Consider the following 25,080-nt stretch of genomic DNA (forward strand, 5'->3'; position numbering starts at 1 on the left):
CTATTATTTGATTTTATGTATGCGTAAATATCGATAATTTGGTCAATTTATCTGCACGCTATTGCTTATACTGCGCCGTTTCATACAACAAGCGTGGAGCAGAAAATGCGTGTACTGATCCTGGGTAGCGGCGTTGTGGGTGTTACCAGTGCTTATTATTTGGCTAGGCAGGGACACGATGTCACGGTCATCGACCGCCAGGCCGCACCGGCGATGGAGACCAGTTACGGCAATGCCGGTCAGGTGTCCTTCGGCTTTTCGTCACCCTGGGCCGCACCGGGCATTCCTCGCAAGGCCGTCAAGTGGATGTTCCAGGAGCATGCACCGCTCAAGATCCAGCCACGCATGGATCCTGCCATGGCACGCTTCATGATGCAGATGTTCGGCAACTGCACGACAGAGCGCTATGCCGTCAACAAGGAGCGTATGGTGCGCGTCGCCGAATATAGCCGTGCGTGCATCGATCAGTTGCGTCGGGATACCGGACTCCATTATGAAGACCGTCAGCGTGGTTTGATGCAGTTGTTCCGTGACGATAGTCAGGTCGAGTCGGCGGCCAAGGATATGAAGATTCTCGAGCAGTGCGGTGTTCGTCACCGGTTGCTGAACGCCGACGAGATCACGACCGTGGAACCGGCCTTGTCCCGAGTGCCTGGTAAATTCGTTGGTGGCCTGCATCTTCCCGACGATCAGACGGGCGATTGTCACTTATTCACCAACCGCCTGGCAGACTACTGCCGCGAACGCTTGGGCGTGACATTTCGGTTCGGCGTCGAGATCCAGCGCATCGAACGGCGTGCCGATACCATCGAGTCGGTCATGACCAGTGAGGGCGCCATGACGGCCGATGCCTATGTCGTCTGTCTCGGCAGTTTCTCCCCCCTGTTGGTCAAGGACCTCGACATCCGCCTGCCGATCTATCCGGTCAAAGGCTACAGCCTGACCATTCCGGTCATCGACGACGGTGGTGCACCGCAGTCCACGATCATGGACGAGACGTTCAAGGTGGCGATTTCACGCTTCGACAACCGGATTCGTGTCGGCGGGACCGCGGAGTTGGCATCCTACGATCTGAATCTACTGGAGAAACGCCGCTCGACCATCAGTATGGTAGTACGGGATGTGTTTCCGGAAGGTGGGGATCTTGGACACGCTGAGTTCTGGACAGGCTTGCGTCCCATGACGCCTGATTCCACGCCGATCATTGGCGGTACCAAGTACGCCAACCTGTGGCTCAATACTGGCCATGGCACCTTGGGCTGGACCATGAGTTGCGGCAGCGCTCATCTTCTGGCGGATCTGATGGCGGGACACGAGCCCGCCATCGATCCTCATGGGCTGGATGTCGGCCGTTACGCGGCCTGAACGACCCTGCGTGCCGCGGTCAGTTGACCGCGGCGATGGCCTTGGCGACATAGGGCATGTTGTCCGATGCCAGCCCCGCCACATTGGCACGGCCGGAGCGCACCATGTAGATACCGAATTCGTCACGCAGACGATCGACCTGATCCGGAGTGAGCCCCGTGTAGGAAAACATCCCTCGCTGATCGGCAATGAAGGCATACTTGTCCGACAGGCCGTATGGCGCCAGCGCGGCGACGAACTCGCGGCGCAACCCGTTGATACGATCGCGCATCTCGGTCAACTCGTCACGCCAGTGCGCGGCCAGCTCCGCCGACTCGAGAATTTCGCTGACGACCGCTGCACCATGGGCGGGAGGGTTGGAGTAATTTTCCCGCGCCACGATGGCTATCTGCGAACGCACATTCTCCATCTGCTCGCTGTTCCGGGCGATCGCGATCAGTGCACCGGTTCGCTCGCGGTAGAGGCCGAAATTCTTGGAACAGGAACTGGTGATCAGCAGCTCGTCGAGGTTCTCGGCCAGCAACCGAACGCCGTAAGCATCCTCGTCGAGTCCGTCGCCGAAGCCTTGATACGCGAAATCGATCAAGGGCAACAGGTGCCGCTCCTGCACCACCGTCAGGACCTGCTGCCATTGCTCCTTCGACAGATCGAATCCGGATGGGTTGTGGCAGCAGGCGTGCAGGACGACGACATCGCCTGCGGGAATCTGCTGGATGGCGTCCAGCATGCCGACGAAGTCAAGCTGATTGTTCGCATCGACATAGGGATACTTGCCGATTTTCAGGCCAGCCGCCTCGAAGATGCCCAGATGGTTGGGCCAGGTCGGGGTGCTGACCCAGATGCCTTTACCGGGCAACTGGGTATACACGAAATCGGCAGCCAGGCGCAGCGCTCCGGTACCACCTGGCGACTGGGTCAGGCTGGCACGATTGTCGGCCAGAATCGGTGAGTCACTGCCCAGCACCATGGGTAGCACGACATCAGCATAGCGAGGATCGCCATGGGAGCCGATGTAAGTCTTGGTCGTCTCTTTCTCGAGCAGTAGCGCTTCGGCCTCCTTGACGGCCCGCATCACCGGTGTCGTGCCCTGGGCATCGCGATAGACACCGACCCCGAGATCGACCTTGTTCGGATTGCCATCCTTCTTGAAGGCCTCGATCAACCCGAGGATGGCATCCCCGGGGACCCGCTCAATCTGCTCGAACATTTATGCTGCTACCTCGTCGGTTCTGGCGGCCAGTATGAAGTCGTTCTTGTGCAAACCCTTGATCTTGTGAGACCACCACGTCACGGTCACTTTGCCCCATTCGGTCAAGAGGGCAGGGTGGTGGTCGGCTTCCTCGGCAAGCTGGCCGACCTTGTAGGTGAAATCCAGGGCTTGCTGGAAATTGGGGAATTTGAAGTCCCGCTCCAGTTTCATGATGCCATCCCGCTCGACGATCTGCCACTCGGGAATGTCGCTCTTGTACTGTGCGATTTCCTCGTCGGTGACTCGCGGCGCATCGATACTGCACGCTTCACATCGTTGTTGGGAAAGGTTGGCCATGTTGCCTCCTTGATTGCGTTGCGGCAGTGGAACAAGTGTCATTGGCAAGGATAAGACGCTTGTGCTCATCTATCACGTATGGGGATGGATCGGCCGTGAGTCAATCCCGTCAACGGTCAGATTCGTTGGCAAGTGAACGCCGAAGGAAGCGCAATATGGATAGGGCGAGTGCACGACGGCTACCGTTATGGCCAAAGCTGCTGTTCAGCCTCTGGATTCTTGGCTGGGCGCCGACGTATGCCATCTTGCTGGGGCCGCAGAATTTCCTGTGGTTATGCAATCTGGCCAATTTCCTGATTCTCGTTGCCTTGTGGAGCGAAAGCCGACGTTTGATGTCCATGCAATTACTGGCGGTGCTGCTGGTCGGTACCCTATGGGCGGTGGATGTCGGCACCGCGCTGGTGACGGGGTGGCATCCCATTGGCGGTACGGAATACATGTTCGATCCCGAGCACCCGCCAGTGACGCGGGCCTTGTCGTTATACCACCTGATCCTGCCGGTCGTGGCGTCGCTGACGGTATGGCGACTCGGGTTCGATCGCCGGGCCATCCTGTGGCAGACGGGGTTGACCTGGCTGATCATTCCCTTGAGTTATGTCTGGACCGATCCCGAGCGCAACATCAATTGGGTGCATGGTCCCTTTGGCCAGCCCCAGGAGAGTCTTGCGCCGCTTGTCTACCTGGCAGGGTTGATGATGGCATGGCCGCTGGCGGTCTATCTGCCCGTACAACTGTTGATGATCTGGCTGCAGCGTTGGCATAGGGTGTCATAGTATGGGATGACAGTATCTATCCTGAGAACGACACAACATCACCAGGCAGGGGGTGACGAGCGACATGCGATACCCGGTAGCCCACACGAACGCGTCACGGCAAGAACGTCGCCATGGCCACGCACACTGTGGTGTCGGCACCATTCTCAACGTTCGTGGCGAACGCACGCATGAATTGATCGAGGATGGGCTGCGCATGCTGCGCCACCTCGATCATCGTGGGGCTCGCGGCGCCGAGGAGAACACCGGGGATGGTGCCGGCATGCTGCTTCAGGTTCCTCATCGGCTGCTGGCCGATGCCATTCCCGATCTGCCACAAGCGGGGTCTTATGGCATTGGACAACTGTTTCTGCCGCGCAACCAGGCCCGCTATAGCGCCATCAAGCAGTTGATCGAATCGACTGCCGAGGAACTGGGCTACCGCCTGCAGGCCTGGCGCACCGTGCCGACCGACAATCGCGGGCTGGGACAGACGGCACTAGCGAGTGAACCCAGGGTGGAGCAGTGTGTTGTGGTACCGATCGAGCCCATGTCGTCGGTGGCACTCGATGTGGGACTTTACGTGCTGCGCTGCCATATTCAGAACCGTGTGCGCGACCATCAACTGGGCGGCGAGGGCGCTGATCTCTTTTATATCTGCAGCCTCGATCGCAAACGCATCGTCTACAAGGGATTGCTGACCTGCGCGCAACTGGCGAGTTATTACCCGGATCTGCAGGATCCGCGTAGCGACAGTGCGCTGGTTCTGGTGCACTCGCGTTTCTCGACCAACACCCTGGGGGCCTGGGAATTGGCTCACCCCTATCGGGCGGTGGTCCACAACGGTGAGTTCAATACCTTGCGTGGCAACGTCAACTGGATGCGAGCGCGGGAGCCGTTACTGGCACACGCCCGCTTCGGCGATGACATCGAGCGTATCCGGCCGGTCCTGGCCGAGGATGGTCAGAGTGATTCCGCCGATTTCGATCACGTGCTGGAATTGTTGCTGGTCGGTGGCCGTTCCCTGCCGCATGCCTTGCGCATGATGATACCCGAAGCCTGGGAGAAGCATGCGTCGATGCCGCCTGAGCGCCGTGCCTTCTATGATTTCCACTCGACGCTCATGGAACCCTGGGATGGCCCTGCACTGGTGGTCGCAACCGATGGTGATGCCGTCGGGGCGGTCATCGACCGTAATGGCCTGCGTCCCTGTCGCTACTGTCTGACTCGCGACGATAAGTTGATCATGGCCAGCGAGAGCGGCACGCTGGATACCGATTTCGGCGAGATCGTTCAGCAGGGGCGCCTGCGCCCGGGACAGCTTTTCTATGCCGATACGCGTGAAGGCCGCATCGTTCCCGAGGCTGAGATCTTCACTGGACTGACGCAACAAGCACCCTATGCGACCTGGCTCGCCAGTCACCGCCTGCGGCTCGACGACCTGGTCGCCGGACAACCCGAGCCGGTCGTCGCAAAGCCGGATCCGCAAGCGCTGGCGGCGCATCAGTGTGCTTTCGGTTATACGATGGAGGGGCTGCGTGTCTTGTTGGCTCCCATGGCCGAATCCGGCAAGGATCCCTTGGGCGCGATGGGCAATGATGCGCCGCTGGCGGTTCTCTCGGCGCAGCGCAAGCCGCTGTACGCCTATTTTCATCAACTCTTTGCTCAGGTGACCAATCCACCTCTGGATTATCTGCGTGAATCGCTCGTCACATCGCTGGGTTCCCACTTGGGTCATCAATGCAATTTGCTGGAAGCATCCCCTCAGCACTGCCGGCAGCTTCATCTCGACAGCCCGATCCTCGATGACCACGCATTTGCCCGGGTCGCGGCGCTCGATCGCGACGGTTTGCGCGCAGGGACGATCGATACGACCTATGCTCCCGATAGCGACCTGGCCGATGTCCTGGAGCGTCTGCGGTGTGATGCGAACGCCGCCGTCGAGGCAGGCAACACCTTGCTGGTTCTCGATGACCGCAGCGCGGGCCCCACCCGGGTGGCGGTGCCTGCCTTGCTGGCTGTCGGAGCGGTGCATCATGGGCTGTTGCGCGTCGGCAACCGTAGTCGCGTGTCGTTGGTGGTGTGTGCGGGGGAGCCCTATGCCGTTCATCATCACTGTACCTTGGTGGGGTATGGGGCGGATGCGATTTATCCGTGGCTGGCTTATCGCAGCCTCGATCAGTTGCACGCTGAAGGGGCGCTTGGCGATGTCGAGGATGCCGCCGAGGCACGGCGTTCTTACTGCCTCGCCATCGAGGATGGCCTGCTGAAAGTCATGGCCAAACTGGGCATTTCGACGCTGGAGAGCTACAAGGGGGCGCAGACGTTCGAGTGTGTCGGTCTGGATCAGGCACTGGTCGACGAGTGTTTCGACGGGACTCCGGCCCACATTCCCGGAGTCGGGCTCGACACGATTGGTCGTGAAACCCTACAGGCCCATACCGTTGCCTACAGTGATCGTATCGCCGGCAATCTACCGCTATTGCAGGGAGGAGACTTCTATTGGCGGCGTGACGGCGAGTGGCACCAGTGGAACCCCCAGACCATCGGTTATCTGCAACAGGCTGCGCGGCACAATGACGCCGACAGCTATCGGCGTTTTGCCCGCTTGATCAATGAGCAGGATCAGCGACTGCAGACGCTGCGTGGCTTGATCGATTTCGAGGTCGATCAGGAGGCCTCGCTGCCCATCGAGCAGGTCGAATCCGTGGAGTCGATCCTGACCCGCTTCGGGACCGGTTCGATGTCTTTCGGGGCATTATCCCGTGAGGCGCATGAAGTCATGGCGATCGCCATGAATCGTATCGGTGGCAAGGCGGGGAGTGGCGAAGGGGGCGAACAGGTCGAGCGCTTTGGAACGGATGCGGAAAATTCCATGAAGCAGTGTGCGTCGGGCCGGTTCGGCGTGACAGCGCAATATCTGGCCAGTGCGCGTCAGATCGAGATCAAGATGGCCCAGGGCGCCAAGCCCGGCGAAGGGGGCGAATTGCCTGGCGGCAAGGTCGACGAAGCGATCGCTGAAGTCCGCTTTACCGTCCCGGGGGTGGGACTGATTTCGCCACCGCCGCATCACGATATCTATTCGATCGAGGACCTGGCGCAGCTGATTCATGATCTCAAATGCGCTAACCCGGAGGCCGAGATCCACGTCAAACTGGTCTCCAAGGCCAATGTCGGCACTATCGCGGCCGGGGTTGCCAAGGCGCGCGCCGATGCGGTGCTCATCTCCGGGGATGCCGGAGGCACCGGCGCCGCCAAGAAAACCTCCATCAAGCATACCGGCACCCCTTGGGAACTGGGACTGGCCGAAACCCATCAGGTGCTGATGGCCAACCAGCTACGTTCACGTATCACGGTGCGTGTGGATGGCGGCATGAAGACGGGACGCGATGTGGCGATCGCCGCCTTGCTGGGAGCCGAAGAGTTCGGTTTCGGGACGGCGCCGATGGTCGTCGTGGGCTGCTTGCTGTTGCGCAAGTGCCACTGCAATACGTGTTCGGTCGGCGTGGCGACCCAGGATCCACAGCTACGTGAACAGTTCGCGGGCGAAGCCGAGCATATCGTCAACTACCTGCGTTTCGTTGCCGATGAGTTGCGCGCGATCATGGCCATGTTGGGATTCCGCTCGGTACAGGAAATGGTGGGGCGCGTCGATCGGTTACGTGAGCGGCCGATCGATCATCCGCGTGGCCTGACGCTGGATGTTTCTGCGCTTCTGGCGCCTACCGAGTCGAACGATACGCCCTACAGATCGCGCGCGCAGAACCATCAGCTCGATGACAAGCTGGACCAGCGTCTGATCGCTCGGGCCGCATCGGCGTTCGAAAGTGGCGAGACGGTGCGTATCGAGACCCCGGTATGCAATCGCGATCGCAGTGTCGGCACCCTGCTTTCTGCGCGATGGGTCAAGCATCACTGGCGGTCCTCGTTGCCCGATGAGGGCCTGAACATCCATCTTCACGGCTCGGCTGGCCAGAGTTTCGGTGCTTTCGTTGCCAAAGGCATCGAGCTGCATCTGTGTGGTGAAGCCAATGACTATGTCGGCAAGGGACTATCGGGAGGCCGGCTCAGCATCCGTGTTCCTCCTGAGGCCCGCTATGCGGCTGCCGACAATGTCATCATCGGCAACGTCGCGTTGTTCGGCGCAACCAGTGGGGAGGCCTATGTCAATGGGCGAGCGGGCGAGCGGTTCTGCGTACGCAATTCCGGCGCGTTGGCAGTGGTCGAAGGTATCGGCGATCACGGCTGTGAATACATGACCGCGGGCGTTGCGCTGGTGCTCGGGCCATGCGGCCAGAACTTCGCCGCCGGAATGAGCGGCGGCGAAGCCTACCTGCTTGACGAAGACGGCTCGCTGGCAGACCGGGTCAACCCGGAGCGAGTCAGTCTCGAACGCGTGGAAGAAGCGCGGGATGTCGCCTTGATACGCCGTTTGCTGGAGAATCATGTCGCCTATACCGGCAGTCGACGCGCCAGCGCCTTGCTCGACGACTGGCCGACGACATTGACGCGTCTGATCAAGGTGGTGCCGGAGGCATACGCCGAGATCGTCAACCGTGAACTGTCTCAAGGGCGGGATATCCGGACGGTGCTGCCGTTCGCCGCTCGGGAGGTGGCCTGATGGACGAGAATCATCCCGACGGGTTTCTGCGCTACCCGCGCGAACCGATCGGCAAGCGTGATCCCCTGGAGCGCATCGGCGATTATCAGGAAATCTACGCACCGACCTGGCAGGAGAAGCACCTTCGCCAACAGGGGGAACGCTGTATGGATTGTGGCGTGCCCACGTGCACCGGCGGCTGTCCCATCGGCAACCTGATTCCGGAATGGAATGACCTGGTCCATCGTGGCCGGTGGCGGACGGCGCTGGATCGACTGCATGCCACCAACAACTTTCCCGAGTTCACCGGCTATACGTGTCCGGCGCCCTGCGAGCCCTCCTGTACGCTGGCTTACAACGCCGACGCCGTTGCCATCAAGAGTCTCGAACGGGCGATCGTCGACAAGGGCTGGGAAAGGGGCTGGATTCAACCCGAACCGCCGTTGCGGCGTACGGGCAAGCAGGTGGCGGTAGTGGGTAGTGGGCCCGCCGGTCTGGCCTGTGCTCAACAGCTCAATCGCGCCGGCCACGCCGTGACGGTCTACGAGCGTGACGAATCCCTCGGCGGTCTCATGACTCTGGGCATTCCTGATTTCAAGTTCGACAAGCGGCAGGTCACGCGGCGGCTCGACCAACTTCAGCGTGAAGGCATTGCCTTTCGCACCGGTATCGATATCGGCACGACGATGTCGCTATCCGACCTGCGTGAGCGCGCCGACGCCATCTGCCTGGCGATCGGCGCCCAGGCACACCGCGACATATCGGTTCCGGGGCGTGAGCTGGCAGGCATCCATTTCGGTATGACGTATCTGACCGATGAGAATCGCCATCAGGCGGGGGGCGGGGCCGTCTCGATCGATGCCGGCGGCAAACGTGTGGTGGTGCTTGGCGGCGGCGATACGGGAGCGGATTGTGTGGCGACGGCCCACCGTCAGGGCGCCGTGGATGTCGCACAGATCAGTGTCCGCGATCAGCCGCCGCTGACGCGTCCGGATGACAACCCGTGGCCCTGGCAGCCTCGCACCTTCGAACAGACGTATGCCCTGGAAGAGGGGGGTGAGGCACTCTATGCGCTGGATGTCACCGCCTTCGTCGATGAAGATGGCGATGATCACGTCGATGCGCTGATGGCCGAACGCGTCAAGTGGACGTTCGACTCGCAGGGACGGCGGATCGACAAGACCGTGCTCGAAAGCGATGTCAGAGTTGCGGCCGATCTGGTCCTGATCGCTATCGGTTTTCGCGGTGCCCAGGCCGACTCCCTCGTCGATCAGGGCATCGAGCTGACCGGCAACGGTCGGATCGCGGCCAATGAGGCCATGATGACGACGCTCGATGGCATATTCACCACCGGCGATAGTCGTCGGGGCCCTTCGCTGGTGGTCTGGGCGATCGGGGAGGGGCGTGATGCCGCACGTCATATCGATCGCTACCTGATGGGCGAATCGCGTTTGCCCCCGAGCCTGGCGACGCAGTCGCCGCCGACGGATGAGTGACGACGTCCGGTGACCGCAGGAACGAGGATTGGCATAATGGGCGTTTTTCCTTCAGGGATGACCCATGACTGCCTGGAGCAAGCTACTCCTTGCCACGACACGATTGATCGATCTGCACGACAGTGCCCATGAACCTGGGTCGCCTTTCGTGCAGGTCAGCCAGGAGCAGCGCCGTGGACTGCGTGATGGCTATTGGCTGGATCTCGGTTGCCTGCTGCTCGACTTTTTGCTGGACATGGATTTTGCCACCAACAGTGCCTTCGTGTCCCAGACGCGCTGTCTGGCCGCATTGCGGGACGCGTATCCTGACCTCGCGTCGGACGACCTGACCTTCGTCGTCAATCTGCTGGCGACACCCAGTGAGCTGCACTATCGCTCGTCGTCCGGCGCTGGCGGTGATCCGGCGCGTAACGTCAGCAGCACCAAGCGCACCGCGTTGATCGAGAAACAGGGGCAGACGGGCCAGGTGCGCCTGACACCCGGCGGGCGCCAGGCGGTGACGTTGGCCAGCCAGGTCGAAGACCTGCTGTACTCCGAATACGATGCGGCCAAGATATTGGCAGCATTGTCGCGCGGCGACTTCGCTCGCATCCCCGATATCACCAACCAGATCCTCATGGCGACCCGCGGATTGACCCAGGAATTACGGCGTGTCCGTGAAAACCCGACCCGTGAAGGCAAGCTGCAGGCCTTTCTCGACAACGAGCGCCATTATCACAATGCCTTGTCCACGATCCAGAACACCTTGCTGGGAGCCCGGTCGCAACTGACCTCGCCGGAGGTGATGAGGCGTTTCGAACAGTGGCAGGCAGAGCAGGAAGACGGTTGGGATCTGCGGATGCTCGCGAGCGCCATCGGGCGCGTCCTCACCGCGATCGAGAATCTATCCCGACGGTTATCGGAACTGCTGTCCGATATCGCCGAAGGCCGCATCCAGTCGATGGGCGTGGTCGATTTCTCCGCCTTGGCGCGCCATCTGTTGAAAGACCCACTGCAGCCGGCGATGCAGGATGCCACCGTTGCCAGAATGATGCCCTTCGAATCGGCAACGGCGATCCCGCGCGTCGAACCGCTGATGCCACTGGTCGAAACGCGACGGGCCGAAACGCGTACCACGGCACTGGTGTTCGACGAGCAGGATGACATGCCGCAGGATGACCCGATGCTGATGCGCTTCCTCGCGTCACACGGTCCGGCACTCTGTCGGCGCTTGGACGAATCGCCCCTGTCGCTGCCCGAGGCCTTGCATGAAGCCTGGCACCGCCTTGACGGCGAAGATTGCCTGTCCCAGCTGCTCAATACCTTCGTCGATACCCAATTACTCGATGACCGCTTGACGATCGGAATCGAGCGTCGTGGTTTTTCGGTCACGCTGGACGATGGCCGCCGTGTCGAAGGTGAGGTGACCCCCTCGCTGCGTTTTGCACAGGAAGATACCTTATGAACATGACCGAAATGGGCGAAGTCGTCGCCTATTTATTGCGCTATCGTACCGCCGAGCGTCAACCCAGTGGGGGCCGTAAGCGGCGCGCGGCGCGGGAAGGTCAACTGGCCGAACGAGATGTCTGTGCCTTGATCGACGATGCGCTCGATACCGAGCGGGACGCGTTGCGTGATTTCCTGGCCGGTCAGGGCTTGCGCCTGCGAATCTTCGAGCCTGGCGATTATCCAGGCATTGCTCCAGGCTCGCGTTTCTATGCGCTATTGCCGGATCCGGAACTTGAGCAGCCCCCGTTATATACCCGTGATCCGGTCTTCGATGCCCTGCGCTTGCGTCAGGAAAGCCGGGCTGAACTGGCCCAATGGTATCTACAACTCTGGCTGTTGATGCACACCTTGCTTTACACGCGTCTCAATCGCGCCTTGTCGGATGTCAGCCGCTATCAGGAGGCGGCATTCGCGACCACCGAACTCATCGATCTGATGCGAGAGCAGCTCGAGACTCTGCGCGCGATGGGAGAGACCGCCCCGGAGAGCAGTCGCGCGCTGCTCGATGAGCGTGGTGACGATATCGGCCGTCGCGTTCGCGCCTTCATCGAACTGCAGATGCGTGCCGGGCAACTCGAACCGGTGCGTGAAGGTGGCGACGAGAGTGGTGACATCTGGCAACAGACCCTGCTAGGTGCCCTGGAAGCCGAACAGGTCGGCATGCACCACTTGTCGCACCTGCAATCCCTTGTCGAGTCCCCGGCCGAGGAGACGAGCGAATGAGCGTGATCCATCGCATCGAAGTGGCGAACCTGCTCAACAAGCATGGTGATATCGCCTCGCCCTGGGATGCCAAGATGCGGCACCTGCTGCTCGATCTGCGTGGCCAGTCGAGCGCAATCAGCATGGAAAACGGCTTCGGCAAGACGACGCTGGCCGAGGCCTTGATTGGCATGTTGTCTCGCGATCGCACGTTGCTGACGCGGACACGGCGCAAATGTTCACCTTCGAACGTCGGCGGGCAGGGACGCAGTTGGACGCACCTGCGGGTCGAGTTCCGTACCGGCGGCAGTGAGGGTGGTCAGGACGACATGCTGGCCACGGCCGGCGAAGAAGTCGCCGGTGAGTCCGTCGTATTCGGCATGTACGGCTACTGCGACGGCAGCGGGTTATCCTTCTATCACTACGCCGGTCGGCTCGAACAGGTCCCGATACATCACGAGACGGCGGACGGCAAGCTGGCGTTATACGCCAACAGCGATGTCCAGGCCGCCATGCGTGCTCAAGGCGTGTCTCGTAGCGCCAATCGAGAGGAGTGGTTGGATGCCGTGGGTGCCCACGTGTCGCGTCGTGAGCTGGCACAACTGGCCTCCTTTCAGAAGGAAGGCGGCGCCGACAAGAGCCAGATATTCAATGCCATCAAACCGCGTGGCGGAGAGAAGGCCGACCAGGCGTTCTTCTTCGAAGTGCTGGCACCACAAATCCTGTCCGGCGCCACGCATGGCGAGACGGATGAAGGGGAAGACCTGATCGAAGAGGTCATTCTCAACTCCGGTACCAAGGTCACCGAACTCCGTCATCGGTTGAGTGAAGCCGAAACCGACCAGCACCGTGCCGAAGACAAGGTGGCCTATCTGGAGTCACTCAATGCGCAGGGACAGTCCCTGCTCGATGCGCGGAATGCGCTGGTGGCCATGGATGCAACCCTATCGGCCAGCGAGCGCTTGATCGGTGGCCAGGCGCTGATGGCCTTGCCGGGGATCCCCAATGGCAGCGCAACCTGGGTCGAAGGGTTTGCCTGGGGCAGCGGCGATACCGGTCGTCCGCGGGTCTCTCTATGGTTGCTGGCACGACTGACTCGTCAGGCGGAACGTCATGTTCGTCAGGCATTGTCCGAACGGGGGGCGCGGGTCGACTCTCACCGCCGCTTGATTCACCTGCCGGAGGCGAGTTGGCCTGCTGCCAAGGAAGTGGGACATGTCGCCTTCGAAGCCGCGCGTGACTGGCTCGCCGACAGCCAGGCTTTCGACGACGACGCTGCACGTTACCGGGCGCTCGCTCAATTCGATGAAGCGGCCGAGGCCTTCGAATCCCTGGACGGCAACCGTTGGCGGGAAGAGGTGATCGCCGACCGTACCTATCTCAAGGAACTCAAGACCGATGTCGAACGGCTGGATCGTGACTGGGAGCGTCTCGATCAGGAGCGCGAACAGCTCGAGTCGCGACAACGGGAATTCACCGACAATCAGAGCTTTTACACGCAGGCACTGAGCGACGGGCTCTTTAGCGAAGAGGAATTGGAGGCCCCGGATACGACGGAACAATCCGTCCAGGCTGCCGCCGACGCGGCCCGACAGTCACTGGCCGACCATATCGCCCGGGTCGGCGAGTTGCGAAAGGCGTCGCAATGGCATGCCGAATTCAAGGCGCAACACCCCGATACCACACCGGGCGACCTGTTGGCACTCAAGACTGAGCAGTTGGATACGCTGAACAGCGAGTACGAGCGCCTGGATAGTGAACGCAATGAAGCTCGTTCTGCGCATGAAGCGGCGCGCACTGAACTCGAGAGGCTACGCGGTGAGCGGCAACGTCTGGAAGGCGAGCAGACACCGTTGCAGCGAGGGCGCGAGGCATGGCAGGCATTCGTCGAGCACTGGCCGGAGGCCGAGGTCACCGGCTTCTGGACCCGGAAGAAGAATGAACTGGCGACATTGCAGCAACAATGTCAGCAATGCCGGCAGTCACTCGAGACGGCACGCAATCATCAGGCACAGCTGGCGCCTCTGGCCGAATCCGCGGCTGCGTATACCCGCTGGCATGGTGATGAAGAGCCGGTCCATCTGCGGGATCGGCTGTATCGCCAATCACGTGAGCTCGACGACGAGGCCCAACGTCTGGCTCACGAGGAAGCGCGGTTACGCGAGCTTCACGATGCCTGGCTAGCGTTTCGTGAGGTGAGCGAGCAATCGCCCCAACGCTGGCTCAAGGATGCCAAGGCACGTTACCCACGCCTGCTGCGCGAAACACAAGCACTCGATACGCGTATCGCAGAGCGTGAGAGCTACCTGGAACAATTGGCCGGCGATCCCCTGGCTTCGCAGGCCGCAGAGGTCGACGCGCAGCGCCTGCTCGACGATGCCGGCATAGCCTATGTTCCCTTGCATCGCGTCCTGACTGACTGCGAGGCGTCTCAGCAGCAGCATCGCGAATGGTTATCCCAGGCGGCCTCGCATCTGTTCGCCCCTGTCGTCGACGGTGAGAAGACGGCTCGCGACGCCGCGAATCGCTTGATCGACGAGGGGATCGGCGTGCCGGTGATCGAGGCGCATCGGCTGACAAACGCGCTGCAAGCGGGGCAGACCCCGCTGGGGGCGATCCAGGGTGTCGAAACGCTGGCGGTGAAGGCGGCACTGGACCCCTCGCACCTGGATGCGCTCCGTCAGGAGACCCAGCAGCGGCTCGACATCGATCGCGAACGTCGCGCGGCACTCGATGATGAGATCGCGCGTCTCGACCCGCATGGCGAGCGCTTTGCACTGGCTCGTCAGGCACACGCCGCTGAAGAGCAGGCGGTAGAGACGGCGCTGGAGTCGCTGACACGCGATCAGGCCGCCCTGGCGGACAAGCGGAATCAGCTGGCTCCTCGCATGAGTCAGGAAGCGCTGGCTTCGATCGATGACTATCAGCGCTATCTGCAGGAAGGCGGAGACAAGGCACTGGAAACGGCCACGCAAGCGCTCGCCGATGCGCAGGCTCGCCTGGCCGAACTGGAGCCGCAACGCGAAGCGGCTGAGCAGGATCTGGAACGGCACGGGGATACCTGGCTGTCAGCCGAACAGTTCGCCGATGCCGGTGGCGTGGAGCGTCTCGCTGAACTCGAAGCGCGTCTGGCGGGTGTCGCCGAACAGGAAGGTCTGGCCCGCGAACGTAGCGACGAGCTTGTCGAGCGCCTCGAATCACTGGACCAGCAACTGACCTCGTTGGAGGCTCGACGTCGCTCGCTGTTCGCCGATGGCGAGCGCGACTGGCTGCGGACGCTGGATGACTTCGAGCGCGAGGGCGGCGAGGCCTTCATGCAAACGGCGTCGCAGGTCGAGACTGAACTCAATCAGGCCGTGACCCTGGCCAGTCGGCGTGCCGATTTCGATTTTGCGCGGATACGCGCCTATCTCGAGGTGCGCGACGCACGCGGCGGACGACAGAAACTCGAACGTGACATTGCCCAGCTCAAGCGCGATATCAATGAGACGCGCGATGCTCGCAAAGCCCGTCTGGCGGAGCAATCCTCGGTGGAGTCAAGACTGGAGGTGAGCCGCCAAGCGATGGGATGGGTCGACCAATTGGCCGTTGCCTGGCTGGAACGGTTGCGGGAGTTGCCGGCGGGATGGCGACAACGACTGGCAGGATTCGACGATCTGAGCGAGGTCAGTGGATGGCCTGACGATCACCCTGATGTCGATGCTTTGAACGAGGCGCTGTCTCAGTGGCATCGCTTGGCCGGGCCCGGCGATGAACCGGTGCCGGCCGATGTCACGGATGACTGGTTCCAGACCCTGGAGGCCAGTCAACAGACCTTGCTGCAAGCCCTTGGCGAACTCAACTTGGGCGAGCATTCCCGCCAACGTGACCGTCAGGCCCGTGAGCTCGAGACTCGAGAACAGCAGTTGGCGCGCTCGCTGGATGACGCCAGTGGCAGCCGTTTGTTCAATGACACCGAGCGAGCTCGTCTAGCGACGTTGAATGGCGTCGATCCTGGCGCGCTCGCCGCCCTGCATTCGCTCCACGATCAACTGGTCGGCCAGCTTGGCGATCACCGTGATCGGGTCGCCAAGCTGCACGCCTCGCGTGAGCATATCGAAGGCACGTTGGTTGAACGTCTCGGTTCGATCATCACCGATGCCGCCGGCAACCTGGACATCCTCAAACGTGTGGCACGACGCAGTGGCGATGGCGGCGCCTTCTTCGACGTCAAGGCATCGCTGATCGATGATACGGCCGTGCGCGAACTCATTCAGCAGATGCTGGCCGACATCGACGAACATCAAGCGGCACAGCGGCGTCGCCAGCAACGAGGCGAAGATGCCGGCGAGTCGTCGCGCCGTGCCGGCGACAAGCAGGAAGAGCTGGCGCGCCAGATTCGCCGGCGGATCTACCGTGGCTTGTTCCGCGACGTCTCGATTCGGCTCAAGCACGATGCGATTCGTCCCCATGGACGGTTGTTTTCACTCAACGAAGACATGTCCGAAGGGCAGCGTGAAGCGGTATCGTTGATGTGGTTGGTCAAGCTGTCCGAATTCGCCATCGAACGCGGACTGCACGATGTTCCGGGGGCGCGCAAGCGCCGTGGCCAGGGAGGACGTGAGAGCGTGATCCTGCTGGATGGCCTGTTCTCCAAGCTCTCCCATCGTCGTTTGATACAGGATTCCCTGGAGTCTCTGCGCAACACCCGTGGACGTTTCCAGATGATCGGCCTGATTCACAATCCCAATTACGAGAACGATCCCGGCATCTTTCCCACCTACCTGGTGGGCAGCGTCATTGGCGGGCAACACGGCCAGGGAGGGCATGTCGTGGTACGTGAAGGTCAGGTCGTCGAGCCCACGAGTGTGGGACGTGACGACGGGGATGCCAGTATCTTCGGCATTCATGTCACGGAACCCGCCGTCGAGTGAAGTCGGAAACCCGCAAAAATTGTTAGCATGCTAACATTATGCTAATCTCTCGTTTCCCGCCCCGTGGGTCGTTCGTGAATCCGATCCGCGGGGCGCTTCTGTCTGGCTGTAACCATTACCAAGCAAGTGAGACGAGATGACTCCAGAACAACGTTTTGCCCGCTGGGTTCGCGTGGCAATCGCGGCATTCATCGTGCTGTTCGTCTATTTCGTGATTGCCGACACCTACATGCCCATGACACCGCAAGCCCGTGCCATGCGCCCGGTCACGACGGTCGCTCCGGAAGTCGATGGCCGTGTCGTGTCCGTCGACGCGTCCAACAATAGTCGTGTTCACGAGGGCGACGTCCTGTTTACCCTCGACGCTGAACCCTATCGGCTGGCGCTTCAACAAGCGCGGCTGGCGCGGGAAGAAGCCCGCCGTGACAACGCCCGCCTCAAGGCTGAGCTGGCCGCGGCGCGGGCCGAACTCGTGGCGGCCCAGACCTCGGCTGACGAACTGGAACGGGAACAACGTCGTTACGCAACATTGGCCAAGCGCCAGGAAGTATCGCAACAGGCGTATGAGCAGCGCCTGGCGGATTATCGCAGCGCTCAAGCCTCCGTCGATGCTGCCCGGGCGAATGTCGAGTCACTGGAAGTCGAGCTGGGAGACGACGGGGAAGCCAATTTGCGGTTACGACAAGCCGAGAATGCCGTCGCCCAAGCCGAACTCGATCTCGAGCGTACGCGAGTCCGTGCGGACCACGCTGGTGTCGTCACCAACCTCCAGTTGCAGTCGGGGAGCGTCCTGTCGGCGGGCACGGCGGTATTGGCCCTGGTCGATGATGAACTCGATATCGTGGCGGATTTTCGCGAAAAGGCGCTTCGGCATGTATCGCCGGGAGATCCGGTGCGTGTCGTTTTCGATGCATGGCCCGGTCAGGTTTTCGAAGCCAGAGTCAGTTCGCGGGATGCCGGGATTCAGGATGGACAGCTGTCGGCCGACGGCCGCCTCGTCGATATTGCCGCGACCGACCGTTGGGTACGTGATGCACAGCGTTTGCGGCTGCATGTGACGCTGGATCGGCCCCTGGATACGCTGCCGGCCAGTGGTGCGCGAGCGACAGTACAGTTGCTACCGGACAATCACTGGCTGGCGAAACCGTTCGCCTGGCTGCAAATCCATGGGATTAGCTGGATTCATTATGTCTACTGAGCGCCACGTGCTGGATGCCAATGGATTGCGGCAGTGTCTGCGCGTGGCGGGCGGCGGGTCACTGGGGTTCGTGATCAGCCATCTGATGGGCTGGAATTACGGTGTCTTCTTTACCGTCTTTCCGATGTTTCTATTGGGATTGATCCCGGTGCTCAATGCCCTGGTGATCCGTCAGTTCATCGTCAACGTCTGTGTCAATGTGCTGGAAGTCAGCCTGGTCGTAGGACTGACCCAGCACATGCCCGTCATCATGACCGGGCTGGTGTTTGCACTTTTCTATGCCCGTTTCCGATTGATGGCTCGGGGAAGGCTGTTTCTGTTTGGCGCCAACGGCGTACTCACCTTGAGCATCCTGTTGCACTTCGCCAGTTATCCCGATCTGGACCTGGCGGATTTGTTGGCGAGCAATATCGTCGCCAGTGTTCTGGCCGTGGCGATAGCCATGCTCATGCATGCGGTGTTTCCGGATATCGAAGCACGACGAATGCCGCAGAGTCCGGAAAAAGCGCCGTCCCGCGTGCGCCATGAAACCCTGATCGGGGCTGTGACAGCGACGCTGTCGTTCGTCGTGTTTCAAGTGTTCGATCTGCGTGATTCGCTGTCGGCGCAGATGGCGACGATCCTGATTCTCTTCGCGTTGAGCTATCCCGGGGCCAGAGTCTCCGCGGTCAAGCGAGCGGTAGGTACCTTGCTGGGCTGCAATCTCGCGTTATTGTTGCAACTGGTCTTGTACAGTCAGAGTGGTCATCTGGTGCTGGTCACACTTTGCTACTGGCTGGGGTTGATGATGTTCGCGCGTTTGCATGTGCTGGAAGGTGGGGGCTCGGGGGTCGGTTTCGGCGGTCTGACGACGCTGGGGATCCTGTTTGGCCAGTATCTCGGGCCACAGCAGGATCTCGTCTACAGCGCCCTGTATCGGTTTTCGTCAATGAGCGTCGCGCTGGTGGCCACGCTGGTCGTGATGGCCTTACTGCATCGGTTACTGGATGGCTGGGAACCGACACGCTATGCGGGATAGCGAAAACGCGCATACACGGTGGGGAACACGGTTAACCGGCGGTATCCGACAGGCACCCGATGACCCGATTGCGACCCTGCTCCTTGGCGGCGTACAGACTGCAGTCGGCACGATCGATGAGCCGCTCGCGGGATTCGCCGACCCGGTGTTCGGCAATACCGATACTGGCGGTGACATGCCCTCGACTGATACCGAAGTCATGATTGGCGATGCGTTGGCGCAACCGTTCCGCCAGGGCTCTGCAGCGGGTCTGAGGGGTCAACGGCAAAAGAATGGCAAACTCCTCGCCACCAAGCCGGGCCAGGGTATCCTCTTCGCGAACCAGTTCACTGCATAAGCTGCCGAACTCGGACAATACCTGATCGCCCTGCAGATGGCCCCATGTATCGTTGACGAGCTTGAAATGGTCCAGGTCGAGCAACATCAGCGACAACGGCGTGCCATATCGGTTGCTCTTGGATATTTCCTCATCCAGCCGCTTCATCAACTTGCGGCGATTGGCCAGATTGGTCAGGGCATCGGTATCCGACAATTTGCGCAGGTGGGCTTCGTGCGCTACCTGCTCACTGATGTCCAGCATCAGGCCGTGCCACAATGTGCCGTTATCGTGATGCTCAGGCTGAGCTCGAGCGGCGATCCAGCGTACCTGGCCGTCGATCTGGCGCAAGCGGAATTGGGTCGCCAATGGTGTCTGCTGCTGGGCCGACCGCTCGATAGCGGTCATCAACTGCGGAAAGTCTTCAGGGTCGATACGTTCGAATGCATAGCTGGCATCATCCGCCAGCAGGCGTTTGTCCTCATGACGGATCAAGGTACCGCTGCCGGCCAGGTAGGGAAATGACATTTCCCCCTGTGCACTGCGAAAGAACTGAAAGATCATGCCGGGAATGCGTTCGGTCATGACCTTCAGTTGCTCGAGACTGTCCCGGCCATCGACCGGCATCGTGTTATCGGCAGGCATAGGCTTGGTTCCCTGCGGCATCCTGCAGCATTGGGTGTTATTGTGCCGTACCTGAACCTCGCGCGGATCGGTTGTCGTTTGTCATGGTTTCGAGGCGCAGATGGCTTTAGATCAGCGCGTTAATATACGCCCACGTTCTGGTTGGTGTTATTACACGCAGGATGTAAGAGATATCTTACACAACATGCCCGGCAACCTTGCCGTGTCCGTTCAGCGTGGTGCGTCGTAACGGCCTGGTCTCCACTTGGAGTACACGACCTGCCAGAGTTGCAGGTTACGCGCCCGAAAGGCACCGGCACACACCGACAGGTAATAGCGGAACATTCGACGTGTGCGTTCATTGTATCGGTCGGCGATCTCGGGCCAGTAAGTATCGAAGTTTTCCAGCCAAGCCATCAGGGTACGGTCATAGTCGGGACCGAAATTCTGCCAGTCTTCCATCAACAGACGTCCTTCGGTGGTCTTGGCGATATGCTCTATCGACGGCAGGATCCCATTGGGAAAGATATACTTGTTGATCCAGGGGTCGGCACTGATCTCGGACGTGTTCGAACCAATGGTATGCAGCAGGAAGAGTCCATCGGGATCGAGCAGCCGTTCGACGGTATCGAAATAGGTCCGGTAGTTGCGGTGACCGACATGCTCGAACATGCCGATCGAGACGATGCGGTCGTAGCTTCCTTGCAAGTCGCGATAATCCATTAGCCGGATGTCGACAGGCAATCCCTGGCATTTTTCCTCGCCGAATGCGGCCTGCTCCCTGGAAATGGTGATACCGGTGACCTCGACACCATAGTTGCGCGCTGCATGTTCGGCAAAACTGCCCCAGCCGCAGCCGATGTCGAGAACGCGCATGCCGGGTTGCAGATCCAGTTTGCGAGCCGCCAGATCGAGTTTGGCGACCTGGGCTTCGTGCAGCGTATCGGCAGTGTGCCAGTAGCCACATGAATAGCACATGGTGGGGTCGAGCATGCGTTCGAACAGGTCGTTGCCCAGATCGTAGTGAGCTTCTCCGACCATATAGGCCCGCGCCTTGCTTTGAAGGTTGAAAAAGCCGGTCTGGAGACGATACAGCAGTCGTTTCGACGGAGTGCGGGCCCGCTCACCAAGCCCGTGTCTCAGCAAGCGGTGAGCGAATTCGTCGATGCTGTCGCACTCCCACCAGCCGTCCATATAGGATTCACCCAAGCCCAGCGTACCCTGATGGAGAACGCGCGAAAAAAAGTCGGGATGAGTGACACGTATGTCCCATGGGCGGTCACCGTTCAATTCGATGCCCGAGCCATCGATGAGTTGTTCAACCACACGCCTGGCCCGAGTGTCCGGAAGCGCGACGGGGCCGATGCGAGGATCACTGGTCATGAGGCCTCCTGTTCCTACAGCGATCACACCTATGCTGAATAGTGAGAATAGCGCATCATGTCTATGTTATATATCTGTCAATGCATCTTAGGATACCGCTTAAGGAGTCGGTTATGCACGTCATCGTCGATTTTTGCATCGTGCCTCTGGGGGTCGGTGTGTCGGTATCGGCTTATGTATCGGCGTGTCAGCGGGTCATTCGCGATGCCGGACTCGACCATCACATGCATGCTTACGGCACCAATATCGAAGGGCCATGGGACGACGTGATGGCGGCGGTCAAGCGCTGCCATGAGGAAGTCCACGCGATGGGAGCGCCGCGTATCACGACGACCCTGAAGCTGGGGACGCGTACCGATCGTGATCAGTCCATGCAGGACAAGATCGATAGCGTCAATGCCTAGCTGGGTGGCAGAGCATGGATCAGAGTGGTGTTTCCATTGGCGTGAGCCACTGCTGACTGGTCGCGAGCAAGTGATCGGTCAATGCATCGAGAGTTTCGCCACCGTGGCGCCAATGGTGCCAATACAGAGGCACATCGATGTAACGCGTCGTATCGAGATCCACCAGTCTGCCCTCGGCCAGCTCGCGCTGAACCTGATGTTCCGGAAACAGGCCGTAGCCCATATTGGCCAGTGCCAGCCTCACGAAACCGTGTGAGGAAGGGCACAGGTGATGGGGAAACGGGTCACGGACACCGTGCAACTCCAGATAGCGATGCTGCAGCCGGTCATCCGGACCATAGACGATGGCAGGCGCTTCACGCAGCGCCTGTTGAGTAATGCCGTGCGGAAAATACTTGGCCATGTAGGCAGGGCTTGCCAGGGCGCGATAGCGCATTCCGCCCAGCAGGTGCGAACGTGCTCCCTGAACCGGGCGTTGCATGGCGCAGACGCACCCCGCCACTTCACCATCGCGCATGCGTTTCAAGGCGACATCCTGATCCTCGATGACCATGTCGAGTAGCACATCATGACATTGGCAGAAGTCGCCGACGGCGTCAGACCACCAGGTGGTCAGGCTGTCTGCATTGATAGCCAGCCGCAAGCGCTGTTCACGTTCACCCAGCGCCGGTACACGTTTCAGCAGGTCATGTTCTAGCAGGCGGACTTGCAGCACATGATTGAGCAGGCGTCGACCGATAGCGGTCGGCGTCAGTGTCGGGCTGCGCACGAGGACGGGTTGACCGAGCCGCGCCTCCAGCAACTTGATACGTTGTGAAATGGCGGATTGCGTCAGCCCCAGATGCCGAGCGGCTCGCTCGAATCCCGACTGATCGATGACGGCGGCAAGCGCTTCGAGTAATTTGTAGTCGAGCATTAGGTTCGTTAATAACGGATTCTCTAAATTAATTTCATTTATTTCAGTTCTCAGCCTAGCCTGATCCAGCCGGAGAAAAAAGACCTGGCTGTCCGATGCCGGACGCTTGGTAGCGGCAATGATACGGAATGGATCGGAGGTGAGATGCTGACGTCGACGGTGCATGGATTGTTGGTGGGCGGTGGTTTGATCGTGGCGATCGGTGCCCAGAATGCGTTTGTGTTGAGTCAGGGGCTGAGACGCGAACACGCATGGTGGGTAGCGGGCATATGCGCCTTGTGCGATTGGCTGCTGGTCGGTCTGGGCGTGCTCGGCATGGGCGCGTTGATCGCTGAACAGGCATGGATGATGGCGTTGGCGCGTTGGGGAGGCGCCGTTTTCCTGGCGTGGCAGGCCACGTTGGCCATGCGCCGCGCCATGGCTCGTCATGTGCTGGAAACCGGCTCGAGCGTATCGGGGGCGCGCCGTCATGTATTGCTCGCCACCCTGGCCGTCACACTGCTGAATCCGCAGGTGTACCTCGACACCTTGATCATGCTGGGAGCGATCGGTGCCGTTCAGGCGAGTCCCGCGGGCTTTTTCGTCGGCGCCGCCTTGGCCTCTTTCGCCTGGTTCTTCGGGCTGGTGGCCGCTGCGGGTTGGCTGGCACCGCGCTTGACGAGCCCGCTGGCCTGGCGGGTCATCGATGCCGTCATCGGGCTGATGTTGGGCATCGTTGCCTGGCGCCTGGCGATGGGCGCGCTGCTGCCGTGATCCAGGCGATCCTGCAAGACGAACAGTCGACGACATCACTGTCTGCGGGTAGTATCCAGCCCTCAATGATGTGTCACGATGGTGCGATATGACGACGAGACAGCGTCCCAGAACGCTATGGCTTGGCCGGTGGGGCTTCGTGCTGGCTGCTACCGGCTCAGCCGTGGGGTTGGGGAATATCTGGAAGTTTCCCTACATGACCGGAGAGTATGGGGGTGGCGCCTTTGTACTGGTGTATCTGGCCTGCATTCTGGCCGTCGGCATACCGGTGATGATGGCCGAGATTGCCTTCGGCCGCCGCGGGCGAGGCAGTCCGATCGATGCGATACGTCGGGTCGTTCGCGAGTCGGGGAGCGGGGCCTGGTGGTCGCTGTTCGGCTGGATGGCGATGCTCTGCGGTTTCCTGATCCTGTCATTCTACGTGGTCGTGGCCGGCTGGTCGTTTTCCTATCTGTGGAAGACACTGACCGGAGGGCTGAATGGGACCAGTGTCGACGACATGGCGATGATCTTTGCAGCCAACAATGCCAACCCCTGGCATCTCGGCTTCTGGAGTACACTGGTGACGCTGCTGACCATGGTCATCGTCGGCAAGGGCGTTCGTGAGGGCATAGAGCGTAGTGTCAGTTGGATGATGCCGGGGCTGGTGATCATGTTGGCACTCATGATCGTCTATGCGGCCTTTTCCGGCGGATTCAGCGACGGTGTGGCGTTCCTGTTTTCCTTCGAAGTCGGCAAGCTGTCCAGTGAAGGGCTGCTGGCGGCTCTGGGGCACGCCTTCTTTACGTTGTCTCTGGCGTCGGGAGCGATACTGACTTACGGTGCCTACCTGCCCGATCAGCGCTCCATCGCCCGGACCACCGTGAGCGTAGCGATTGCCGACACGATCGTTGCCCTGATGGCGGGCCTGGCCATTTTCCCCGTCATCTTTGCCAACGGCATGGATCCGGCCAGTGGCCCAGGCCTTCTGTTCATGAGTCTGCCATTGGCGTTCCAGGCCATGCCGTTGGGCACGCTATTCGGTGTGATCTTCTTCACCATGTTGTCGATGGCGGCCCTGACGTCGGCGATTTCGATGATCGAAGCGACGGTGGCCTGGCTCAATGAAAGCCGGGGCATTTCGCGGGCCAAGGCGTCATGGGGTGCTGGTAGCCTGCTATGGGTGATCAGTACGCTGGCTATGATGTCGTTCAATGTCGGTTCAGAATGGACGTTGGCTGGCAAACATGTCTTCGACTGGCTGGACTTCTTGACGTCGCGCTTCATGATGCCTCTGGGCGGTCTGGGGATGGCATTGATGGCCGGCTTTCTGCTGCGTCATGAAATCTTCCGTTCCGAGCTGAATCTGACGCCGGTACAACACGCCCTGTGGCTTTTCATGGTGCGTTATGTCAGCCCACTGGGTATCGTGCTGGTTTTCATCGACTCATTGGGCATCGTCACGCTCGACCTGGCGGCTCAATGGCCCTGGCTACTGGCGATTCTGGTAGCCATTACCGCGGTTGGCGAAATGGCGAGCCCGCGGCTCAAACGGCAGCTGAGCGAATGACTTCCTTCGCCTCGCTGCCGCAGGGCGCGTGCGGCAGCGAGGCGGTCGTTATAAGGA

The 25,080-nt window shown here is 60.6% G+C and carries 17 protein-coding genes; 12 read left to right on the forward strand and 5 right to left on the reverse strand.

The window, feature by feature from the left end:
- Window positions 1-105: 105 nt before the first annotated feature.
- Window positions 106-1,365: a D-amino acid dehydrogenase gene (locus FVV99_RS15770; RefSeq protein WP_148255081.1), complete on the forward strand. Its 1,260-nt coding sequence runs from the start codon at window positions 106-108 to the stop codon at window positions 1,363-1,365.
- Between the two features lie 19 nt (window positions 1,366-1,384).
- On the opposite strand, the gene FVV99_RS15775 is transcribed toward FVV99_RS15770, so the two are convergent.
- Window positions 1,385-2,572, reverse strand: coding sequence for an amino acid aminotransferase (locus FVV99_RS15775; RefSeq protein ID WP_148255082.1), 1,188 nt, complete (start codon window positions 2,570-2,572; stop codon window positions 1,385-1,387).
- Window positions 2,573-2,911, reverse strand: a complete 339-nt coding sequence (locus tag FVV99_RS15780; RefSeq protein WP_148255083.1) for a 4a-hydroxytetrahydrobiopterin dehydratase — start codon at window positions 2,909-2,911, stop codon at window positions 2,573-2,575.
- Window positions 2,912-3,066: 155 nt separating this feature from the next.
- Here FVV99_RS15780 and FVV99_RS15785 point away from each other — a divergent pair, with 155 nt between their 5' ends.
- The 8 genes from FVV99_RS15785 (at window position 3,067) to FVV99_RS15820 (ending at window position 19,078) form a co-directional block, all read left to right on the forward strand.
- Window positions 3,067-3,684 carry a hypothetical protein gene (locus FVV99_RS15785; RefSeq protein ID WP_148255084.1) on the forward strand — a complete coding sequence of 206 codons (618 nt, stop codon included), beginning with the start codon at window positions 3,067-3,069 and terminating at the stop codon, window positions 3,682-3,684.
- Window positions 3,685-3,748: 64 nt separating this feature from the next.
- Window positions 3,749-8,284: a glutamate synthase large subunit gene (gene gltB / locus FVV99_RS15790; RefSeq protein WP_148255085.1), complete on the forward strand. Its 4,536-nt coding sequence runs from the start codon at window positions 3,749-3,751 to the stop codon at window positions 8,282-8,284.
- Window positions 8,284-9,759 (forward strand): glutamate synthase subunit beta, encoded by a 1,476-nt coding sequence (locus FVV99_RS15795; protein ID WP_148255086.1) that lies wholly within the window; start codon window positions 8,284-8,286, stop codon window positions 9,757-9,759. The genes gltB and FVV99_RS15795 overlap by 1 nt, the downstream gene beginning before the upstream one ends.
- A gap of 64 nt (window positions 9,760-9,823) precedes the next feature.
- A complete protein-coding gene (locus FVV99_RS15800) occupies window positions 9,824-11,203 on the forward strand; it encodes a hypothetical protein (RefSeq protein WP_148255087.1) in 1,380 nt (459 codons plus the stop codon).
- Window positions 11,200-11,970, forward strand: a complete 771-nt coding sequence (locus FVV99_RS15805) for a hypothetical protein (protein ID WP_148255088.1) — start codon at window positions 11,200-11,202, stop codon at window positions 11,968-11,970. Before FVV99_RS15800 ends, FVV99_RS15805 begins: the two co-directional genes overlap by 4 nt.
- Window positions 11,967-16,862, forward strand: coding sequence for a coiled-coil domain-containing protein (locus FVV99_RS15810; RefSeq protein ID WP_148255089.1), 4,896 nt, complete (start codon window positions 11,967-11,969; stop codon window positions 16,860-16,862). The genes FVV99_RS15805 and FVV99_RS15810 overlap by 4 nt, the downstream gene beginning before the upstream one ends.
- A 136-nt stretch (window positions 16,863-16,998) precedes the next feature.
- A complete protein-coding gene (locus FVV99_RS15815; protein WP_148255090.1) occupies window positions 16,999-18,060 on the forward strand; it encodes an HlyD family secretion protein in 1,062 nt (353 codons plus the stop codon).
- On the forward strand, window positions 18,050-19,078 hold the full coding sequence (locus FVV99_RS15820) for a DUF2955 domain-containing protein (protein WP_148255091.1): 1,029 nt from the start codon (window positions 18,050-18,052) through the stop codon (window positions 19,076-19,078). Before FVV99_RS15815 ends, FVV99_RS15820 begins: the two co-directional genes overlap by 11 nt.
- A gap of 31 nt (window positions 19,079-19,109) precedes the next feature.
- On the opposite strand, the gene FVV99_RS15825 is transcribed toward FVV99_RS15820, so the two are convergent.
- Together FVV99_RS15825 and cfa are read right to left on the reverse strand one after the other, a co-directional pair.
- Window positions 19,110-20,039, reverse strand: a complete 930-nt coding sequence (locus tag FVV99_RS15825) for a GGDEF domain-containing protein (RefSeq protein ID WP_236645436.1) — start codon at window positions 20,037-20,039, stop codon at window positions 19,110-19,112.
- A gap of 210 nt (window positions 20,040-20,249) precedes the next feature.
- On the reverse strand, window positions 20,250-21,401 hold the full coding sequence (gene cfa, locus FVV99_RS15830; protein ID WP_148255092.1) for a cyclopropane fatty acyl phospholipid synthase: 1,152 nt from the start codon (window positions 21,399-21,401) through the stop codon (window positions 20,250-20,252).
- 113 nt (window positions 21,402-21,514) lie between these two features.
- Between cfa and FVV99_RS15835 the strand changes: the two genes are divergently transcribed.
- Window positions 21,515-21,805 (forward strand): MTH1187 family thiamine-binding protein, encoded by a 291-nt coding sequence (locus tag FVV99_RS15835; protein WP_148255093.1) that lies wholly within the window; start codon window positions 21,515-21,517, stop codon window positions 21,803-21,805.
- Between the two features lie 19 nt (window positions 21,806-21,824).
- Here FVV99_RS15835 and FVV99_RS15840 read toward each other — a convergent pair whose 3' ends face one another.
- Window positions 21,825-22,721: a LysR family transcriptional regulator ArgP gene (locus tag FVV99_RS15840; protein ID WP_148255094.1), complete on the reverse strand. Its 897-nt coding sequence runs from the start codon at window positions 22,719-22,721 to the stop codon at window positions 21,825-21,827.
- A 144-nt stretch (window positions 22,722-22,865) separates the two neighbouring features.
- Between FVV99_RS15840 and FVV99_RS15845 the strand changes: the two genes are divergently transcribed.
- Both FVV99_RS15845 and FVV99_RS15850 read left to right on the forward strand, forming a co-directional pair.
- Window positions 22,866-23,474: a LysE/ArgO family amino acid transporter gene (locus FVV99_RS15845; protein WP_148255095.1), complete on the forward strand. Its 609-nt coding sequence runs from the start codon at window positions 22,866-22,868 to the stop codon at window positions 23,472-23,474.
- 88 nt (window positions 23,475-23,562) lie between these two features.
- A complete protein-coding gene (locus FVV99_RS15850; RefSeq protein ID WP_148255096.1) occupies window positions 23,563-25,023 on the forward strand; it encodes a sodium-dependent transporter in 1,461 nt (486 codons plus the stop codon).
- Window positions 25,024-25,080: the final 57 nt, after the last annotated feature.

The organism is Aidingimonas lacisalsi, from assembly GCF_008079445.1.
Lineage (GTDB): Bacteria > Pseudomonadota > Gammaproteobacteria > Pseudomonadales > Halomonadaceae > Aidingimonas > Aidingimonas lacisalsi.